Genomic DNA, 18,764 nt, shown 5'->3' with positions numbered 1-18,764 from the left:
ATTTCGTGCGGGAGACCCCGTTCCTCGCGGATTTCTTCCGCTCCGCGATCAACTGTACCCTGCTTTCTTTCGCGCTGAATACCGGCGCCTACACCACGGAAATTTTCTACGGCGCCATCCGTGACACCTCGCATGGCGAAGTTGAGGCCGGGCGCGCCTATGGCATGTCGCGCTTCACGCTCTACCGCCGCATCATCATCCCCTCAGCGCTGCGCCGCGCCTTGCCAATGTACAGCAACGAGGTGATTTTAATGTTGCACGCCACCACACTGGCCTTCACCGCCACAGTGCCCGATATCCTGAAAATCACCAACGACGCCTACATCGCCACCTATGCCCCGTTTGATGCGTTCGGCATCGCAGCGCTGCTGTATCTTTGCATCTCCTTTACGTTGATCTTTCTCTTCCGGCGGGCGGAAAAGCGTTTTCTCGCACATCTCGCGGTTTAAGCGGCCGGGCTTCCCGGCCCGGCACTCTATGGTTGTATTTCTGCATCGAATGGTTAGGATAGGTGCCATAATCAAATCCGCGTGGGGACATGGAGAAAAACACCTCCAACAAGCCCGCTGTCTTAGTAGCGGCGGACACAAAGGCCAGCCCAGCGGATGCCGCCTGGTTGGACCTTGACGCGCATCTCCGCTCGATTCTCGACACCGTGCCGGACGCCATGGTGGTCATCGACGAAGCCGGGCAAATTCAATCTTTTTCCACCGCCGCAGAGCGGCTGTTCGGCTACCCCACCGCTGAGGTTAAGGGCCGGAATGTAAGCCTGCTCATGCCCTCCCCTTATCGGGAGCAACACGACAATTACCTCAAACGCTATCTCACCACCGGAGAAAAGCGTATCATCGGGGCCTCGCGCGTGGTGATGGGGCAACGCAAAGACGGTTCAACCTTCCCGATGGAGCTGTATATTGGTGAAACCGTCACACAAAACCGGCGCGCCTTCACCGGCTTTGTGCGCGATTTAACAGAACGGCACGAAACTCAGGCCCGGCTGCATGAGCTGCAAGCAGAGCTGGCGCATATGTCCCGCTTCACCGCCATGGGTGAAATGGCCTCAACCCTGGCCCATGAGTTGAACCAGCCGCTCACCGCCATCGCCACCTATCTCAATGGCTGCAAACGCTTGCTGGACCGTGGCGCGGGCGCGGACATTACAATGCTGCATGAAGGCATCGAACGCGCTACCGAGCAAGCCATGCGGGCCGGGCAGATTATCCGCCGCCTGCGGGAGTTTGTGGCGCGCGGCGCGACGGAGCGGCGGGTCGAACCACTGCCCAAGCTGATCGAGGAAGCCAGCGCCCTGGCGCTGATCGGCGCGCGGGAGAGCGGCCTGCGCGTCAGCTTCACCTTCGACATCGCCTGCCCCAACGTAATTGCCGACAAAGTGCAGGTGCAGCAGGTTCTAGTTAACCTGATCCGCAACGCCATGGAGGCCATGCATGACAGCCCCACACGGGAACTTCTGATCTCCACCGCCCCCCTGGCTGACAACATGATCCGTATCGATGTCGCAGATACCGGACATGGAATCGCCGCCAACATCATGTCCCAGCTTTTCCAGCCCTTCATCACCACCAAGGCGACTGGCATGGGCGTTGGGCTCTCGGTCTCGCGCACCATTATCGAGGCCCATGGCGGCAGGCTCTGGGCCTCGCCAGGGCCGGATGGCGGCACCATCTTTTCCTTCACGTTGCGCGCCCCGCTGGCTGAAGGATAAACGCCATGAAAAAACCCGTTGTGTACCTGATCGACGATGACGAGGCCGTGCGTCACGCCCTGAACTTTCTCCTCACCAGCGCCGGCTTTCCTGTCAAAAGCTTTGAATCCGCGAACGCGTTTCTGCAGGAGCTGCCCGCCCTCCCGCGTGGCTGCGTAGTCACGGATATCCGCATGCCCGGCCTCTCCGGGCTGGACCTTCAACGCGAGCTCAATAGCCGTCGCGTCAAGTTGCCCGTCATCGTCATGACCGGCCACGGCGACGTGGCCCTGGCCGTGCGTGCCATGAAAGAAGGCGCAATGGATTTCATCGAAAAGCCCTTCACGGAGGACACATTCCTGACCGCCGTGCAGGAGGCGCTGGACCGCGATGCCGAGGATTGCGTCCGCACCGAGGATGAAGCAATAACCAGAACCCGCCTCGTCAGCCTCACCCCGCGCGAAACGCAGGTGCTGGACCGGCTGGTGAACGGCCTGCCGAACAAAACCATCGCCTACGACCTCAAGATCAGCGCCCGCACGGTGGAGGTGCATCGCGCCAACATCATGAGCAAGATGGGCGCCAGCAGCCTGCCGGATTTGGTGCGCATGGTACTGCTCACCCGCCCCTCCTCGGTCTCTTAACTCGGCGCGGGGGCGTTAAAAATCACTAGATACGTCCCAGCATAAGGGGATGGATCGCCATTTTCCGGCAAAATCGCCGCATAACGGGGGGCGGTTTTGGAGGCATGCAAATAATCCGCGTCCAGCACGGCATGGCGGTCAAGAAACATGTTCATCGCAGCGGAAATCCGCACACAGCCTTTTGAATCCGGCCGCCCCAGCCGTTGCTCCAGATAATCTGGGTCCGTGGCATGCATTAGCAGCCTGATCTCGCCGCTATCGCCATTGCCATGCCAGCCTTTCTGCGCTTCCTGCCAGCCGAAATCCCACACTCGCATACCTTTGCGGCCCAGCCCGCGAATATGGTTCTCGTTATATGTACCCAGCGCCCGGTAATCGAGAATGGCGTCCGTATGGGGGAACACGCCGGTCGGGGTAATGTAATAACCTTTTCGCCCGCTACGCCCAGTGGACACCTTGCCGCCGCCAATCACTTGCCAAGGCCCGCCCGGCACCGCCAGAATCACCCGCATCCGCTGCACATGCGGGTTACTGTCCACCGCCACAAGCAGTTGCGGATGCTCTATCCTATAAGGCGATGCCGCCAATTCCGCCTTCGTGCGCGCAATCCAGAAGGCTTCCTTGGCCGGGCTGGGCATAATCGCTTGCGGGTCCACCTGCATCAACGCTCCACGCAGTTGGGCCGCGTCCACAGCGTAATCATGCGGCGACGGCGCGGGAGGCGCCATGACCACCTGGGCCGGGGGCGGTTTCACTGCGCACCCGGCCAGCCAGGCTGACAAACAGGCCACCAGCAGCGCCTTGCCCCCGTGTCTCATGCCCCCTCCTACAAATCCGCCGCCAAGCGTCTTATCACATCATCCCACTGATACGGCACCGTCTGGCGGTACAGCCGTAAGGATGGATACCAGGGTGTATCATCGCGGTTCAACAACCAACGCCAATCCGGCGCATAAGGCAAAACTACGGAGGTAGGCACATTGCTCGCCCCGGCCAAATGCGCCACCGAGGTATCAATGCTCACCAGCTGGTCCACATGCCGCAAAATCGCCATGGTATCCAGGAAATCCTCAATCTCCGGGCCCAGATTCACCAACGGCGCGCGCCCGTAATAACCGCCTGCCTGGGCAATCTGGTCGCCCTTCTGCACGGTTATCACCACCACATCATCACGGTCGAATAACGGTTTGAACTGTGTCAGCTTCAGCGAGCGTTTCTTGTCGTTCTTATGGGTGGGCCGCCCGGCCCAAACTAGCGCAATCCGCTTCTTGCCCCTGGGCACCAGTCGCTCCAGCGTCTCACCCCAGCGCGCAACAAGCGCCGGCTTCGGCGCCAGATAACCCGCTGGGGGAATGTTCTCGAGCGTGACCCCCGCCAAGCGAGGCAAGCCCGAGAGCGGGATAAAGGCTTCATAGCCCGCTGCATCGTCCCAGCGCGTGACAATCTTGCCCGGCCCGGGAAGCTGGCCGAGCAGCGGCAGTAACTCAGCAGAGCACGCCAGCACCGGCTGCGGCGCCTGCGACGCCGCCCAGGGCATAAACCGCCCAAACTGCACGCAATCCCCAAACCCTTGATCGCCAATAATCAGCAGCTTGCCGGGCTCCATCGGCCGCCCGTCCCATTGCGGCTTGTCGGTCTTGGGCAACATGCCCTCGGCCTGTTTCAGCTTGAAACGCCATTCATAGCTCTCCCAGCCTTCCCGTAGGCGCCCGGCCAACAGCAGCGCCTCGGCTTTCTCAAAATGCGCCTCGGCGAATTCGGGGTCGATGGTCAGCGCCTGCTCGGCCACCCGCACGGCGTCGTCCAGCTCCAGCCGCTCATAATGGATCAGCGCCAGATTGAAATAGGACCGCGAATCCTGCGGCGCCAGCTCAATGGCCCGCTTACCCGCGCGCAAGGCATCGTCCAGCCGCCCGGCGCCACGATACACCTCGCAGATATTCCGTGGATAAACTGGCGTCTGTGGAGAGAGCGCCTCAGATTTTTCCATCCGCTCAATTGCCTCAGCCGTCCGCCCATTGCGGTACGCCACAATGCCCGCCAGCTGCAAAATATGCGGATGCTCCGGCATCGCCGCCAACATCCGCGCTGCGAACAAATCCGCCTGCTCCAGCTTGTTCTCCTGCTCCAGCTTGGCCAGCTTCTCCAGCGCCTTGGCCAGCGGCATTACCACCTTGCCCGCTTGTTCGGCCTCGCTCATGCGCCCTGCTCCTCATAGCCAAATTCCCGCACCCACGGATCCAGCACCGGCGCCACCTCGCTGAACAAATTGGGCAACGCCGCCTGATACGCCTTAAAGCGCCACGCCGCTCGGCCATGCACCGCCTCACGCACGGTAAAATGTGCGGGCCAGGGCTCGGGCACCGTCTGATTGTTCAAGGCCAGCGCCGCTGGCAGGCTGGCATCCGAGCCGACGAATTCCAGCACTCGCCGCACCACCGCATCCGGGTCGGCCACCAAATCCTCATACCGCACCGGCAGATAGCGCAGCGTAAGCTGCCCCCGGTAATGTTTGATCATGTCCGCCTGCAGAGCGAAGTAGCGCGCCACCCCCGGAAGCCCGGCATGGGCATTTCCCTCCAGCTTGCGGTCCTGGGCGATGTTGGACAGCACCAGATCATAAGGATGGCGAAGCACATGGATAATCGGCGCCTCGGGGTAAAGCAGCTTGATCAGCCCGAGATGCCAGACATTAGACGCCGCGCGGTCCGTGATGAAGCGCACCCCCTCGCGCATCAGCCCCAGCCTGCGGCGCGGCGCCTCATAAACCTCCCGCAGCCGGTCCGGTACATACGCGCCCTCTCCCACCAGCATTTCATCCAGCACGTCAGGATAATCCCCGCCGCCCAGCAGGCCTGGGACGGCCTTTGCTAGATCCGCCACCGGCGCCAGTTCATCGCCCACGGCAAAGCCCGGAATCTGCGCCAGAAGCTGCTCCAGCAAGGCGCTACCAGAACGCCGGAATCCCAGCAGAAATACCGGCATGAACCCGCCCGGTCCAGCCTTGGGCAAGGGCCGCACGCGATCCGCCGTAAAATACGCCTTGTCGCGCGCCACCCGCGCCTGCAACGCCTCAGGCTGGTAAAACAGCCCCGTTCGTTCACGCTGGATATTCCGGGCTGCGGCGATGGCGTTCACCGCGTCCTGAGGCTGCTCTAATTGCATAAAGGCACGGCCCCGCGCCAGCAATTCCGGCGGCATCTGTTTTTCCGGCGGCCCCAGCCGTTCCAGCGCGGCCCGCGGGCGTTGAAGCGCCAGATCCGCCATCACTTTCAACAGTCGCAAAATCCGGTCTTCCGGCCAACGGGCCAGCGCATCATCCAGAATCCTGTCCGCCCGGTCGTGTTCGCCTTTGGTGAACAATACCTGCGCCTGCCCACCCACGCCGCGCATATTCTCAGGCCGCAATGCCAAGGCTTTTTCATACAGCGCCTCGGCCTCGCTCAAGCGCCCCTGCAATTTCAGGTTCCAGGCCAAATTGCCCAGCACCATGCCATCCTCGCGCGGCAGCAGCGCCTGCGCCCGGCGGTAATGGCGTTCACCAGCCGCCACCTCCCCGGTTTCAGTCAGCACCACCCCCATGACATGATGGGCCTGGGCCGCGCGCGGCGCCGCCTTGAGGGCCGCGGCAGCAAAAGGCAGCGCATCCGCATGGCGTCCCTGGGCGATCAGATGTTGCGCATATTGCCCGTTGGCCTGGGCGCGCTGGGCGGGTTCAGCAGGCAGCCCCGCCAGCCGCGCCCCCAGCGCATCCGCCGCGTTGAAGCGTTTTTGCGCCTTGCGGACCTCAAACAAAACTCTGAGCGCAGCGCGCTGGTTGGGCACCGCATCCAGAATTTTCAGCGCCAGCGCCTCGGCCTCGTCATAATCCTTGGCGTTGAATAATTTCGTGGCCTCAGCAGCTTTGTCATCCAGCAGCGCGGCAGCCTCCTGCCCCGGCCATTGCGCCTTGTCCGCCTCGCAACACCGCGCTGCCCGCAACAAGCTGCCGCACGGGCAAGAACCCTCTTTCACCTGAACACTGCTCACCGCCTAATCCCATCCATTACACCTTCATTTTACAGTCTTTACCTTGCGCGGCAACGCGGGAATGGAGTGTAAAAATTCTGACATATCAATGATTTGTGCAATAGCCATTCATTCTCAAATACGTCAAAATCCTTGACGCGCCGCTTCTGTTCCGTCAGATGAACGGTCCAGAATGGAGTGCCCGCATGCGTGATTTTTCTCAGCTCTCAGAGCGCGAAATCCTCGCCCTCGCCATCGGCAATGAGGAGGAGGACGGCCGCATCTATCTCGACATGGCAGAACGCCTACGCGAGGACTATCCAGCCACTGCCAACATCTTCAAGGAGATGGCGGCAGAGGAAAGCGAGCATCGGCGTGAGCTGCTTGAGCTTTACCGGGAAAAATTCGGCGACCATATCCCACTAATCCGCCGTCAGGACGTGCGCGGCTTCATCACCCGCCCCTCCATCTGGCAGTTCCCCAAGCCGAATATCGACGATGTCCGCAAGATCGCGGAGAGCATGGAGCAGGAAACCCAGCGCTTTTACCGCAACGCCGCTGCGCGCGCCACGGATGTCTCCATACGCAAATTGCTGGGCGACCTGGCCGATGCCGAGGCCGAGCATGAGCACCGGGCGGATGCGCTCTCCGAATCCAATCTCACCGCGGATGCGCGCTCCACCGAGGACAAGCACGCCCGCGAGCAGTTCATGTTGCAATATATCCAGCCCAGCCTGGTCGGGCTTATGGATGGCTCCGTCTCCACCCTCGCCCCCATTTTCGCCGCCGCTTTTTCAACCGGCGACACATTCGCCGCCTTCCTCGTTGGCGCGGCGGCCTCGCTCGGGGCGGGTATTTCCATGGGCTTCGCCGAAGCGCTCTCTGACGATGGCTCCCTCACCGGACGCGGCACGCCTTATGTGCGCGGTGTCGTGACCGGGCTGATGACCACGCTGGGCGGACTTGGCCATACTTTGCCCTTCCTTATCCCCAGCCTACATATGGCGCTCATTGTCGCCATCATCGTCGTGGTCGTGGAATTGTCCGCGATTTCCTGGATACGCTGGCGTTTCATGGACACCTCCCCTCTGCGCGCCACGCTGCAGGTGGCTTTCGGAGGGGCGCTGGTGTTTGCCACGGGCGTGCTGATCGGCGGGGGTTAACCCCGCCAGCCAGTATTCCAAAACGCGGCCTCAAGCCGCGTTGCCTGGGTAAAGACCGCCTGCAACCGGGGCAGCCTTGCCTCGGCTCCCAGCGCGGCCCCCACCCGATCGATCATCGCTAGCGACGCGTCAACGGACTCAAGATATGCCGGGCCGGTATAGGTCTCAATCCATTCCCGGTACGGGTTATCCGCCCCCGCCCGGGCCGACGCCCAGGCGCCAATCTCGGCATAACCCGCGATGCACGGCGCCAGGGCCGCTAATAAATCCAGCGCATCCCCGCCATGGCCCGCCGCCAGCACAAAGCGCGTATAGGCCAGCATCTCCAAAGCAGGCGGCGCAGCAAGCATCTGCGCCTCATCAATGCCCCAGCCCGCGCAATATTGCACATGCAGCGGCATCTCGGTCTCAATCAGCGCTTTCGCTGTTTCTAGCGCGGCCTGGATATCCGGCAACGCCTCCAGCTTATAGGCCAGCAGCGCATAAGCCCGCGCATATTGGATCAGAAACAGATAATCCTGGACCAGAAAATTCCTGAACGACTCACGCGGCAGCGCCCCATCCGCCAGCGCCGCTACAAATGGGTGGCGCACATAGGCCTCCCAATCCGCGCCCGCGCCGTCCCGCAGGCGCGTAAACAACCCAGCCATCGCCTCAGCTCTGCTCGCGCGCGTAGGTGATGACGGAGAGATAAGTCATCGGCTTCACTAGCAGCTTCTCCGGCCCGTGTGGCGCGGCGGAGTCGAATAGCAGCGCATCGCCAGGGGTCAGATGGTAGGATTGGTCGCCGTGGCGGTACAGCACCTCGCCGGTGAGCATATAGATAAACTCCGTGCCCTCATGCTGAAACGCCGCATGGGGGGCGGCGTCCTTGCTCAGCGTGATCAGATACGGTTCCACCACCACATTGCCGCCCAGAGCATGGCCCAGCAGCGAATATTGATGACCGGACTTCGTCCCCCGCCGCTCGATCACGACGCCCGTCCCCGCTTTCACGAAGGAGCAGTCGCGCTTTTCCTCAAAGGTGGAAAAAAAAGTGGTGATCTGCACATTCAGCGCCAGCGCCAGCGACTGCAGAGATGCCAGCGACGGTGAAATCTGCCCGTTCTCGATCTTCGAGAGCATCCCGCCGGAAAGCCCCGCCGCCGCCGCCAGTTCTGAGACGGTAATGCCCACGCGGCGGCGCAACTGGCGCACCTGCACGCCAATCGCCTGCTCCAGCGTCAGATCAGAAACCGCCGCGGCATTGCTGCCGGTGTTATAGGCTTCCGCCATGTCGGCGGGCAGCCCGGCTTGCTCCAGAGCGTCCGGCAATGATGCCTTGATTAGCTGAGCCTGTTTTGCCTTCGGCTTTGCCTGGCTGCGCATGTTCCACCCATCCTCCTGTCCTTGGTCTTATGACGGAGGGGGTAAAAAGGCCAGACTTGTTTACAGATTCCCCCGCGGATCAGCGCCCTTCCAGCCGTTTGGCGGCGGTGAGCGTATTGCGCAGCAGACAGGCAATGGTCATCGGCCCAACCCCGCCCGGCACCGGCGTAATCAGCCCTGCCACCGCGGCGGCCTCCTGATACGCCACATCGCCAACCAGCTTAGTCTTGCCTTCAACCGCCCCCGGCACGCGATTGATGCCCACATCAATCACGGTCGCACCGGGCTTGATCCAATCGCCTTTCACCATCTCCGGCTGGCCCACGGCGGCCACCAGAATATCCGCCGTGCGGCACAAAGCCGGCAGGTCCTTGGTACGGGAATGGGCCATAGTTACCGTGCAGTTCTTCTGCAAAAGCAGCTGCGCGATCGGCTTGCCCACAAGGTTCGAGCGCCCGACCACAACGGCATTCAGCCCGGTCATGTCAGGCAGCCGGTCCTCCAGCAGCAGAATACAGCCAAGCGGCGTACACGGCACCAGCCCCGGCAAGCCCGCGGCTAGCCGCCCGGCATTCACCACGGTCAGCCCATCCACGTCCTTATCCGGCGAGATAGCGGCAATCACCTCATCCGCGTTCAGATGCTTGGGCAGCGGCAACTGAACCAAAATCCCATGCACCTTGGGGTCCGCATTCAATCTCCGCACCAGGGCCAGCAAATCCTCTTGTGTGGTCTCGGCGGGCAACTTGTGCTCGAAGGAGGCCATGCCCACTTCCACCGTCTGCTTCGCCTTGTTGGCGACATAGACTTTCGAGGCCGGGTCATCCCCCACCAGCACTACGGCCAACCCCGGCTGATAAGGCAATCCCGCCACTTCCGCCGCGATCTGGGCGCGCAAATTGGCCGAAAAAGCCTTCCCGTTGATAATCTCAGCCAACTCTGTCCCCTCCGTGCTCACGCGCGTCTTCTAGCCCATTCAACTCGCGAAGACGACCGTCTTGGCCCCATTCAAAATCACCCTGTCCTCTAAATGATACCTCACTGCCCTGGCCAGCACCCGACGCTCAATATCGCGCCCCTTGCGGACCAGATCATCCGGCGTGTCAGCATGGGTGATGCGCTCCACATCCTGCTCGATAATCGGGCCTTCATCGAGATCGGCGGTCACGTAATGCGCAGTCGCGCCAATCAGCTTCACCCCACGCCGGTGTGCCTGATGGTAAGGCTTCGCTCCCTTAAAGCCCGGCAGGAAAGAATGATGGATATTGATGCAGCGCCCAGAGAGTTTCTGAGCCAGCGCATCCGAGAGAATTTGCATATAGCGCGCAAGCACCACCATCTCCGCCCCGCTTTCCTTCACTATGGACCAGATCTGGCCTTCCTGCTCCATCTTGCTTTCCTTGGTGATGGGCAGATGGTGAAACGGGATCGCGCCGAAATCCAGCCCGTTATAAACCTCGCGCGGATGGTTGGAGATAATGCCCACCGGCTGCATCTCCATCTCGCCGATCCGCCAGCGGTACAGCAGGTCCTCCAGGCAATGATCGAATTTGGAGACCATCAGCATCACCTTGCGCGGGGCGGAATGGTCAGAGAATTTCCAGGTAAAGCCGAACGGCTCCGCCACCTCGGCAAATCCGTCCCGCAGGGGGCCGATCTCTGCCCCTTCCACCAGTGAGAAGGAAATACGGGCAAAGAATTTACCCGTCTCCAGATCGTCGAATTGCTGCGCCTCACGGATATCAGCGCCCTTCTCGAACAAATACGTCGTAACAGCCGCCACAATCCCTGGGCGATTCACGCAAGAGAGGGTCAGCACGAATTTAGCTTTGGACATGATTACAATTTTCCTGATGTGTAATGGACGGAAGGAGGCGCGCGCCGCGCTGCCATCAACCTCGTCCGGTCAATGTCTCTGAAGCCTGCATGAGAGCGTGATGTAGCGCTTCACCAAAGGAACGGAAACAGGCCAGGATGAAATTTTCACCCTCCCGCCACACACGCACACTTATGTGCGCGGCGGTGGTGATCGCCACTTCATCCGCCGCAAAACGGGCGATATCAATGCGCAACACTTTCTTCAATATCTCCACCGCATAGGGGCCTGAGAGGGTGAGCAGGCAAAGCCCGTCCGTCTGCTCGGTCACGGCGGCATGCTCAGCGGGCAGGTCCAACTCCCCCATCACCAGCCATTGGCGCGGCCCGTTCCAAAGAATCTCCGCCCCCTGATGCCCCACACGCTTCGGCCCGGTGGGCAATTTGATACCCAAAGCCGCCTCCAGCGCGGGCAATGTGCTCTTGTAGGCCGCCAGGCTGCGGATACGCCGTGGCGCCGCCAAGCTGATGAAAGGGTGCGGCGCGAAGGCCGGAACAACAGCATCAAGCATGAAGGCGCTTCCCTTCCGGGTCATAATGCACCGGGCTGGTGACAACAGCCTCAAAATCCCCGCCGCGTATCGGGTCGTAAACCCGGACGGTCTCACCCATCCGCGCTGGGCCGCCCGCCAGCAAGGCCAGCGCGATGCTTCCTAGCGTGGGGCTGCGCGCGGCGGAGGTTACATGCCCCAGGTCGTTCTCCGCCTTGGCCTGCGCCCCCACCGGCAGCAAATGGCTGCCCGCGCGGATCACATCCCGCTCATTCACCGGCTTCAGCCCCACCATGGTCTGGCGCTGTGTGTCCATGAGCGCCGGGCGCGCGGCCATGGCCCGGCCGATAAAGTCCTTTTTCTTTGACAGCAGCTTATGCAGCCCCAGATCATGCGCCGTGGTCTGGCCGTTCAATTCCGGCCCGGCGGCATGACCTTTCTCAATTCGCATAATCCCCAGCGCCTCGGTGCCATAAGGAGCGATGCCATATTCAGCCCCCGCCTCCATCAACTTCTCCGCCAAGGCGTGCGCAAAACGCGCGGGCACGGCAAGCTCATAAGCCCGCTCACCAGAAAATGAGATTCTGAACAGCCGCGCGGGCACGCCGCCATACACCGTCAGTGCACCACACGCCATGTACGGAAACGCCTCGTCCGAAAGGTCAAATGGCGCATCAACAAGTTTTGCCAGCGTGGCGGTGGACTTCGGCCCCGCCACGGCAATCTGCCCCCATTGATCGGTAACAGAGATCATCGCCACGTCCAGTTCCGGCCACAATATCTGCGCGCAAAACTCCAAATGCTGCATCACCCGCCCCGCATTGGCGGTGGTGGTGGTCATCACGAAATGGGTTTCACCAAGGCGCGCGGTGGTGCCGTCATCCATCACCATGCCGTCCTCACGTAGCATCAACCCGTAGCGCACCTTGCCAATCGCAAGCGTTTTCCAACTATTGGTATAAACGCGTTCCAGAAACACCGCCGCATCCGGGCCTTGAATATCAATCTTGCCCAGCGTGGTCACATCGCAAATCCCCACCGCCAGGCGCACCGTATTCACCTCGCGCTGGGCGGCGCTCAGCCAATCCTCACCGGGTTGGGGGAAATATTGCGCACGCAGCCATGGTCCGGTTTCCACAAACACAGCCCCCAGCTCCTTTGCCCAGCCATGGGTGGGGGTAAGCCGCATGGGGCGGAAATACCTGCCCGTATGCGCCCCCGCCAGCGCACCGATCGCCACCGGCACATAAGGCGGCCGAAAGCGCGTGGTCCCAGTTTCACCCACACCGCGCCCCAGCGCCTCCGCCAGCACGCCAATGGCGTTTACATTCGCGGTCTTGCCCTGGTCCGTTGCCATGCCCAGCGTGGTGTAGCGCTTCATATGCTCCACCGAGGCAAAGCCCTCACGCTCGGCCAGTTTCATATCCTTCACCGTCACATCATTCTGTAAATCCAAAAAAGATTTACCTGGCACATAGCCGGAATGAAAAACCGGCAGGATATTAGCGTTAATTCCCTGCCCCGCCGCCTTGCCAACCACCTCCATCCCCGGCGGCAATATTCCGGGCACAAAAGCGGCGATACGCTCATCCCATACCGGCTTTCCATCGAAATGCGACGTCAACGCTAAATTCGGATTAAACCCGCCCGAGACCGCGATAATATCGCACGGCAAGCTTAGTTCCCCACCCGCGGCAAGACGGATCCTCGCCCCCTTCACCCCCATTGCGCCAACCGCACGGATAATGGCGGCGCCGGCATAAACTGGCGCTCCAGCGGCACGGGCCGCGTCATACAGCGCATCGCTGCTCCTGGGCCTCGCATCCACCACACCGGCAAGCTTCACCCCCGCCCCATGCAGTGTGGGAATAAGCGAAGCCGCATCATCGTTATTGAGGTAAAGCAAAACATTCCGCCCCGGCGCCACACCGTACCGCGTGACATAATCACCCACCGCCCGGCTCAGCATCACACCTGGTAAATCATTATGCCCAAATGCAATCGGCCGTTCCAACGCGCCCGTGGCCAGCACACTCCGCTTGGCTATAATGCGGACCAGCCGTTGGCGCGGCGCACTGGAAGACGGCAGATGATCCGTTAACCGCTCCAGCGCCGCATAGGTGCCGCCATCATACACGCCAAGCACCGTTGTACGGCTGAACAGGCGTACGCTCTCTGGAAGTTGCAAGGCATAAAGCGGTGCGTTCTCATCACACAGAATCACGCGCTGCCCCGCCTCAGCGGCGGCAATCGCCGCGGCCGCCCCATCCGCCCCGCCACCGATCACCAGAACATCGCAAAATTCCGTGGTCTTTTCATAACAATCCGGGTCCGGCATACCGGCATTCCGCCCCAGCCCCGCCGCGCGGCGGATCATCGGCTCGTAGATTTTTTCCCAAAACCCCGACGGCCACATGAAAGTTTTATAGTAGAACCCCGCTACAAGAAACGGTGAAAGCCAATTGTTCACCGCCAGCGGGTCATATTTCAGAGACACACCGCGATTCTGACTCGCCGCCTCCAGCCCCTCGAAAATCTCCGCCATGGTGGCCCGCGTGTTCGGCTCCCGATACGCTCCCGTCCGCAGTTCCACCAAGGCATTCGGCTCCTCCGAGCCTGATGCAAACACACCGCGCGGCCTATGATACTTGAAGCTGCGGCCAAAGAGTTTCACCCCGCTGGCCAACAGCGCCGAAGCCAGTGTATCCCCCGCGAAACCGGCATAGCTCTTGCCATCAAATTTGAAATTCACCGTGCGGGCGCGGTCAATCACGCCACCCTGGCTAAGCCTGTACCCGCTCATGGCACTGTAACCGAAAGAATTTCATGCGTTGAAACATCACGCTCCACCACCAGCCAGGCATGGCAGCCGCCACCATGATACCAATATTCCCTGCGGGGACCTTTAAGATTATCGCGCAGATACACATATCCCTCCCACTCTTTCGTGGGCGTGGCACCGCCATCCGTCGGACGCGCGCGTTCGGCATCCTGGGCGTAGGTAAATTCCTCCAGACCCCGCTCACCGCAATGCGGACAAAAGATTCGCATTAATGCAGATTCGGCTGCGCGCCGACTCCCTTTTCATCAATCAGCCTGCCTTCAGCGAACCGTCCCAACCGGTAGGCCGCCGCCACCGGATGCGGCTCCCCACGCGCGACAAGATGCGCGAAACAAAAGCCCGATGCCGGCGTCGCCTTGAACCCGCCATAACACCAGCCTGCATTTATAAAGAGATTGTCCACCGGCGTCTTATCGATAATCGGCGATCCATCCATCGACATATCCATGATCCCGCCCCAGCTTCGTAGCAACCGTGTGCGGCCGAGCATCGGCATCAGCGCCATGCCGCCTTCGCACACATCTTCCACCACCGGCAGATTGCCACGCTGGGCATAGGAGTTATAACCGTCAATATCACCGCCAAACACCAGACCGCCTTTGTCTGACTGCGAGATATAAAAATGCCCGGCCCCAAAGGTAATCACTGTATCAATCAACGGTTTCAGCCCTTCAGTCACAAAAGCCTGCAAGGCGTGGCTTTCAATCGGCAAACGCAACCCCGCTTTCGCTGCCAGTAAGGACGACGACCCCGCTACCGCCATCGCCACCTTACCCGCACGAATAGTGCCGCGCGTCGTCTCTACCCCTGTTACCTTGCCGTTTTCCTGAAATATTCGGGTAACTTCGCAATTTTCGATCAGATCCACACCGCGCAGATCCGCGCCCCGTGCATAACCCCAGGCCACCGCATCATGCCGCGCCGTGCCCGCACGCCGCTGCACCAGCGCCCCCTGCACGGGAAAGCGTGCATTATCATAATTCAGGTACGGAACTTCCCGCCGCAACTGTGCCTTGTCCAAAAGCTGCGCATCCGCGCCATGCAACAGCATGGCATTTCCGCGCCTTGCAAACGCATCACGCTGTGCATCCGAATGATAAAGATTATAGATGCCGCGCTGGCTTACCATCGCGTTGTAATTAAGCTCCCGCTCTAGTCCTTCCCACAGCTTCATGGAAAATTCGTAGAACGGTTCATTGCCCGGCAGCAGGTAGTTAGACCGGATGATGGTGGTGTTGCGCCCAATATTGCCCCCCCCCAGCCAGCCTTTCTCAACCACGGCTATGCGCCCCACCTCCGGGTGGTTTTTGGCGAGATAGTAAGCAGTGGCCAGCCCGCCGCCGCCGCCACCAATAATCACCACATCGTAGGAAGGTGCCGGCTCTGCCTTGCGCCAAGCTGGTTTCCAGCCCGTATGACCACGCAGCGCCTGGGTAAAGACAGAGAGAAAAGAGTATCTCATCGCGGGCAACAAGTTTTCCTGATAGTTAAACAGAGTGATGCACAAGAATTATTTTCCTGTCAAACCCTCTGTTCCCACCCGCCCTTAAATCTCTAAAATCCCTGGCTGATACGGCTCTTCCCCCTCGCTCCGCTGACGCCCATAGCCGCGCGGGGCGGACACAACCCAAAAACCGTGTGAGAATGTTTCATGCCGGTGATGCGTATGGCCGTGAATCCAAAAAGACGGCGCATAAGGCTCAAACTCCGGCAACAAATCAGACGCATAAGCCGGACCGACCCCGCCTTGACGGGTCCCCAAAAACGCCGCGCCCGGCGCATGATGCGTCACAATCAGCCGGGGCACGCCCGGCTCATCTGTCAGCAGACGAGCAAGGCTGGTATGCAGCCAGGCGCGGGCGGCAAAATGCTGCTCCATGGTTAAGGCTGGGCTCAGCCGCCGCGTCCCGTGGTTGATGAGCCGGTAATCATTCATCTGCTCCGCCGCAAAGGCACTGGCCTGTTTCGGATTCCGATGCAGATTGAAGTCCGTCCATAACGTACTTCCCAAGACATGCAGACGATGCCTCTTAATTTCAAGAACCACGTGCGCATTGTCCAGAAACCACACCCGCCCCTGCGTGGCCGCCGCCGCCTTGGCCAGATAAGGCCGCATCTGCGAGAGATTATGGAAGTAATATTCGTGGTTCCCAGCCACCAGTACCACCGGCACGCCAAACCGCTTGGCCAGACTGTCCGCATAAGCCACGCTGAGCAAGCCGTTATGAATATCTCCTGCTAGTACAATCAAATCCGGAGGCGGCACATTTTTCAGGGCCGGGCGCGCTTGCGGGGCGGGGCGGCGCAACAACACATCCATCAGCCCGCGCCGCTTACGCTCCATCTCAATATGCAGATCGCTCATATACAGCACGCGAATCATATCATCGTCCGCAGCAGCATGAGAAAAAACAGCGCCGCAAACAGCAGCGTCAGCCCTTGCCAAATCTGCAAGCGGCTAAGGACGAAGCTCTTGCGCATGGGCGGCGCATCCCGTCCTTCGGCTAGGCCAATCTGCAAGGCCCTGGCCAGCTCGCCAGCATCGGCAAACCGGTCCTCGGGCCGGGCGGCTAGCCCCTTGCCCAACGCCTCACCAAGCCAGGCTGGCAAATCTGGCCGCAACCTCTGCAAGGGGCACTTCTCATGCTGGCCATAAGGAAACGCACCACCGGAGAACATACGGTAAATCGTCACAGCCAGCGCATAAACCTCCGTCCGAGCGCTGGCGGGCACGCCTTTCAGCAGTTCCGGCGCCATGTACCTAATGGTCCCGCCCGGCCGTGCCGCGCTCACGGCATCAATACCCGGCAAAAAAGCCAGCCCCAAATCCAACAGCCGCACCTCGCCGGTTTCCAGCAGCATCACATTATCCGGCTTCAAATCCCGGTGCACAATTTCAATCGCCGCCAAGTCCTGCACCGCCTCACACAGCCGGAGGGCAATGCCCATCCCCTCCGGCAGGCTCATGGAGGGCGCGCGGTTCAAGCGTTTTTCCAGCGTCTCGCCATGGTAAAGCGGCATCACGAGATAAAGCGAGTTGCGCCGCTCGGCGGGAATATCGATGTAATGCACGACGCTCTGGCTGCGCACGGAGGCGCCGATCCACGCCTCACGCATGAAGCCGGCGGCAAACACCTCGTCCTGCAACATTGAGGGCAGCGGAATTTTCAACGCCACATCCTGCCCGGTCCGCAAATCCCGCGCCGCGCGCAGCATAGTATAGCGCCCCCGGAATAATATCTCGCCAATGCGGAACTCATCCCACACATCGCCCTCGCGCGGCGGCGGACGAATCGGCAGCGCCGCCAGTGCGGCCTGAATCGTCTCCTCAACCCCAGTTTCGGGCACGGCCTGCACGCGCAGCACCATCACCGCCTTGCCGAGGCCGGGCAGCGACGCCAGCGCTGCCAGCACCAACCCTGCCAACCCCGGCTCCGCCGCACGGGGCGAAAGCGGTGCCAGCGCCGCATATACGCCTTCCGTCACCGCCAGCCCGGCAATCAGCAGATACACATCCCCTGGCTCGGCCTCATCGGCGCTTATATCCAGTGCCAATTCTGCTTCCAGCCCCAGCGCCCGGGTGGGCATAAAGGGCACGGCCTCCAACGGACGCAGATGCGGTGATAAAAGCGGCGACAACCCCCCGCCGCGCAGCCGGATCATCTGGCAGGCTCCCACCTGCACCAGCCCAACCTGGCGGTCCCGCAGCAGCAGCGCGGAGAGCGAAACCGGCGCCAAATGCCACCCCGCCTCTCCCTGCCTTTGCCCCGCCAGCCAGCGGTTAAGGGAACTCAACGCCGTTACCGCCGCCTTGTGTGGCGAGAATGTGCGGCGCGCGCCAAAATACCCTTCCGCGAAGGAATGGACGGCAATCTGCACCGCATCCCGCAACCCGGCCTGCACGCTGCGCTGCTCCGCATGGGCGCGGGCGATCATCGCCAAGGCCCCACGGTCGGGCGCGCCAAAACTCTCGCCCTCGTAAAGCGCATAGAAATTCCGCGCGGCGCCTTCCGCCCCATCGGCGGCGAATTCCGAGTCGATTTGCCAGCCCAGCGCCGCCGGGTCAGCCATCCCGTCCGCCCGCGGGCACCCAGAGCACATCCGCCCCGCCCATGCCATTCGCCGCGCGCGCCAGTACAAACAACAAGTCAGACAAACGGTTGAGATAAAGCAGAACCAGCCGGTTCACCGCTTCCTCGGGTTCTTCCAGCAGATGCACCACCGCGCGTTCCGCCCGCCGCGCCACGGTACGGGAAAAATGTAACCGCGCCGCCGCCGGGCTGCCCGCGGGCAGAATAAAGGAGGTCAGAGGCGCCAACTCTGCCGTCACCGCATCAATCCGGGCTTCCAGCCAGTTGATCTGCCCTTGCACAATCCGTAGCGCGGGTTTCGCGTCCTCGGTGATCGGCGTGCAAAGATCCGCGCCGAGATCGAATAGATCATTCTGAACCCGTTCTAGAATCGTATCAATGGTGCCTTCAACCTCCAACCGCACGAGGCCGATGACGGCATTCAACTCGTCAACATCACCCATCGCCACGATTCTTGCCGAGGATTTAGGCACCCGCGTCCCATCCCCCAGCGAAGTTTCACCGTGATCACCGCCTCTAGTGTAAATTTTATCCAATTTTACCATGGTCAAACTGCACCATGTCCAAGCGCAAGCGGCAA

Annotated in this window: 18 protein-coding genes; 4 read left to right on the top strand and 14 right to left on the bottom strand. The window is 61.1% G+C overall.

The features are described 5' to 3' along the window. The 3 genes from BUB54_RS09540 to fixJ form a co-directional block, all read left to right on the top strand. On the top strand, window positions 1–449 hold a 449-nt coding region (locus BUB54_RS09540), incomplete at its 5' end, for an ABC transporter permease subunit (RefSeq protein WP_139284861.1). Window positions 450–538: 89 nt separating this feature from the next. After that, on the top strand, window positions 539–1,723 hold the full coding sequence (locus BUB54_RS09535; RefSeq protein WP_048879861.1) for a PAS domain-containing sensor histidine kinase: 1,185 nt from the start codon (window positions 539–541) through the stop codon (window positions 1,721–1,723). 5 nt (window positions 1,724–1,728) lie between these two features. Next, a complete protein-coding gene (fixJ, locus tag BUB54_RS09530; protein WP_048879862.1) occupies window positions 1,729–2,346 on the top strand; it encodes a response regulator FixJ in 618 nt (205 codons plus the stop codon). Here the strand turns inward: fixJ and BUB54_RS09525 are convergent. Genes BUB54_RS09525 through BUB54_RS09515 form a run of 3 tightly spaced genes read right to left on the bottom strand, consistent with a single transcriptional unit; the run spans window position 2,343 to window position 6,360 of the window. Continuing rightward, window positions 2,343–3,164 carry a L,D-transpeptidase family protein gene (locus BUB54_RS09525; protein WP_048879863.1) on the bottom strand — a complete coding sequence of 274 codons (822 nt, stop codon included), beginning with the start codon at window positions 3,162–3,164 and terminating at the stop codon, window positions 2,343–2,345. The two genes, fixJ and BUB54_RS09525, sit on opposite strands and share 4 nt — an antisense overlap. An 8-nt stretch (window positions 3,165–3,172) precedes the next feature. After that, window positions 3,173–4,546: a tetratricopeptide repeat protein gene (locus BUB54_RS09520; RefSeq protein ID WP_048879864.1), complete on the bottom strand. Its 1,374-nt coding sequence runs from the start codon at window positions 4,544–4,546 to the stop codon at window positions 3,173–3,175. Then, the gene (locus tag BUB54_RS09515) at window positions 4,543–6,360 is read right to left on the bottom strand and encodes a tetratricopeptide repeat-containing sulfotransferase family protein (protein ID WP_175556494.1); all 1,818 of its coding nucleotides are present in this window, start codon (window positions 6,358–6,360) and stop codon (window positions 4,543–4,545) included. Before BUB54_RS09515 ends, BUB54_RS09520 begins: the two co-directional genes overlap by 4 nt. A gap of 200 nt (window positions 6,361–6,560) precedes the next feature. Here BUB54_RS09515 and mbfA point away from each other — a divergent pair, with 200 nt between their 5' ends. Further along, complete coding sequence (gene mbfA / locus BUB54_RS09510; RefSeq protein WP_048879866.1) at window positions 6,561–7,517, top strand: iron exporter MbfA; 957 nt, start codon at window positions 6,561–6,563, stop codon at window positions 7,515–7,517. On the opposite strand, the gene BUB54_RS09505 is transcribed toward mbfA, so the two are convergent. From BUB54_RS09505 to BUB54_RS09455, 11 genes are all read right to left on the bottom strand, one after another. Further along, window positions 7,514–8,167, bottom strand: a complete 654-nt coding sequence (locus tag BUB54_RS09505) for a TenA family protein (RefSeq protein ID WP_048879867.1) — start codon at window positions 8,165–8,167, stop codon at window positions 7,514–7,516. The genes mbfA and BUB54_RS09505 overlap by 4 nt on opposite strands. Window positions 8,168–8,171: 4 nt before the next feature. Next, window positions 8,172–8,885 carry a helix-turn-helix domain-containing protein gene (locus BUB54_RS09500; RefSeq protein WP_139284860.1) on the bottom strand — a complete coding sequence of 238 codons (714 nt, stop codon included), beginning with the start codon at window positions 8,883–8,885 and terminating at the stop codon, window positions 8,172–8,174. A gap of 79 nt (window positions 8,886–8,964) precedes the next feature. Beyond that, window positions 8,965–9,843, bottom strand: coding sequence for a bifunctional methylenetetrahydrofolate dehydrogenase/methenyltetrahydrofolate cyclohydrolase FolD (gene folD, locus BUB54_RS09495; protein ID WP_244890763.1), 879 nt, complete (start codon window positions 9,841–9,843; stop codon window positions 8,965–8,967). 18 nt (window positions 9,844–9,861) lie between these two features. Beyond that, complete coding sequence (gene purU, locus BUB54_RS09490) at window positions 9,862–10,722, bottom strand: formyltetrahydrofolate deformylase (protein ID WP_048879869.1); 861 nt, start codon at window positions 10,720–10,722, stop codon at window positions 9,862–9,864. A 55-nt stretch (window positions 10,723–10,777) separates the two neighbouring features. After that, window positions 10,778–11,272: a sarcosine oxidase subunit gamma gene (locus BUB54_RS09485; protein ID WP_048879870.1), complete on the bottom strand. Its 495-nt coding sequence runs from the start codon at window positions 11,270–11,272 to the stop codon at window positions 10,778–10,780. Further along, window positions 11,265–14,054, bottom strand: coding sequence for a 2Fe-2S iron-sulfur cluster-binding protein (locus BUB54_RS09480; protein WP_048879871.1), 2,790 nt, complete (start codon window positions 14,052–14,054; stop codon window positions 11,265–11,267). The genes BUB54_RS09485 and BUB54_RS09480 overlap by 8 nt, the downstream gene beginning before the upstream one ends. After that, entirely contained in the window at window positions 14,051–14,302 is a 252-nt protein-coding gene (locus BUB54_RS09475) for a sarcosine oxidase subunit delta (protein WP_048879872.1), read from the bottom strand. The genes BUB54_RS09480 and BUB54_RS09475 overlap by 4 nt, the downstream gene beginning before the upstream one ends. Further along, window positions 14,302–15,555 (bottom strand): sarcosine oxidase subunit beta family protein, encoded by a 1,254-nt coding sequence (locus BUB54_RS09470; protein ID WP_048879891.1) that lies wholly within the window; start codon window positions 15,553–15,555, stop codon window positions 14,302–14,304. Before BUB54_RS09470 ends, BUB54_RS09475 begins: the two co-directional genes overlap by 1 nt. Window positions 15,556–15,639: 84 nt before the next feature. After that, complete coding sequence (locus tag BUB54_RS09465) at window positions 15,640–16,476, bottom strand: metallophosphoesterase (RefSeq protein ID WP_048879873.1); 837 nt, start codon at window positions 16,474–16,476, stop codon at window positions 15,640–15,642. After that, window positions 16,473–18,164 carry a bifunctional protein-serine/threonine kinase/phosphatase gene (locus BUB54_RS09460; protein WP_048879874.1) on the bottom strand — a complete coding sequence of 564 codons (1,692 nt, stop codon included), beginning with the start codon at window positions 18,162–18,164 and terminating at the stop codon, window positions 16,473–16,475. The genes BUB54_RS09465 and BUB54_RS09460 overlap by 4 nt, the downstream gene beginning before the upstream one ends. After that, the gene (locus BUB54_RS09455) at window positions 18,157–18,729 is read right to left on the bottom strand and encodes a cob(I)yrinic acid a,c-diamide adenosyltransferase (protein WP_048879875.1); all 573 of its coding nucleotides are present in this window, start codon (window positions 18,727–18,729) and stop codon (window positions 18,157–18,159) included. Before BUB54_RS09455 ends, BUB54_RS09460 begins: the two co-directional genes overlap by 8 nt. Window positions 18,730–18,764 lie beyond the last annotated feature (35 nt).

Source organism: Acidocella aminolytica 101 = DSM 11237, assembly GCF_900129125.1.
In the GTDB taxonomy this organism is placed as follows: Bacteria; Pseudomonadota; Alphaproteobacteria; order Acetobacterales; family Acetobacteraceae; genus Acidocella; species Acidocella aminolytica.
The sequence above is the reverse complement of the archived record's forward strand: the minus strand, read 5'-3'. Positions and strand labels throughout refer to the sequence as shown.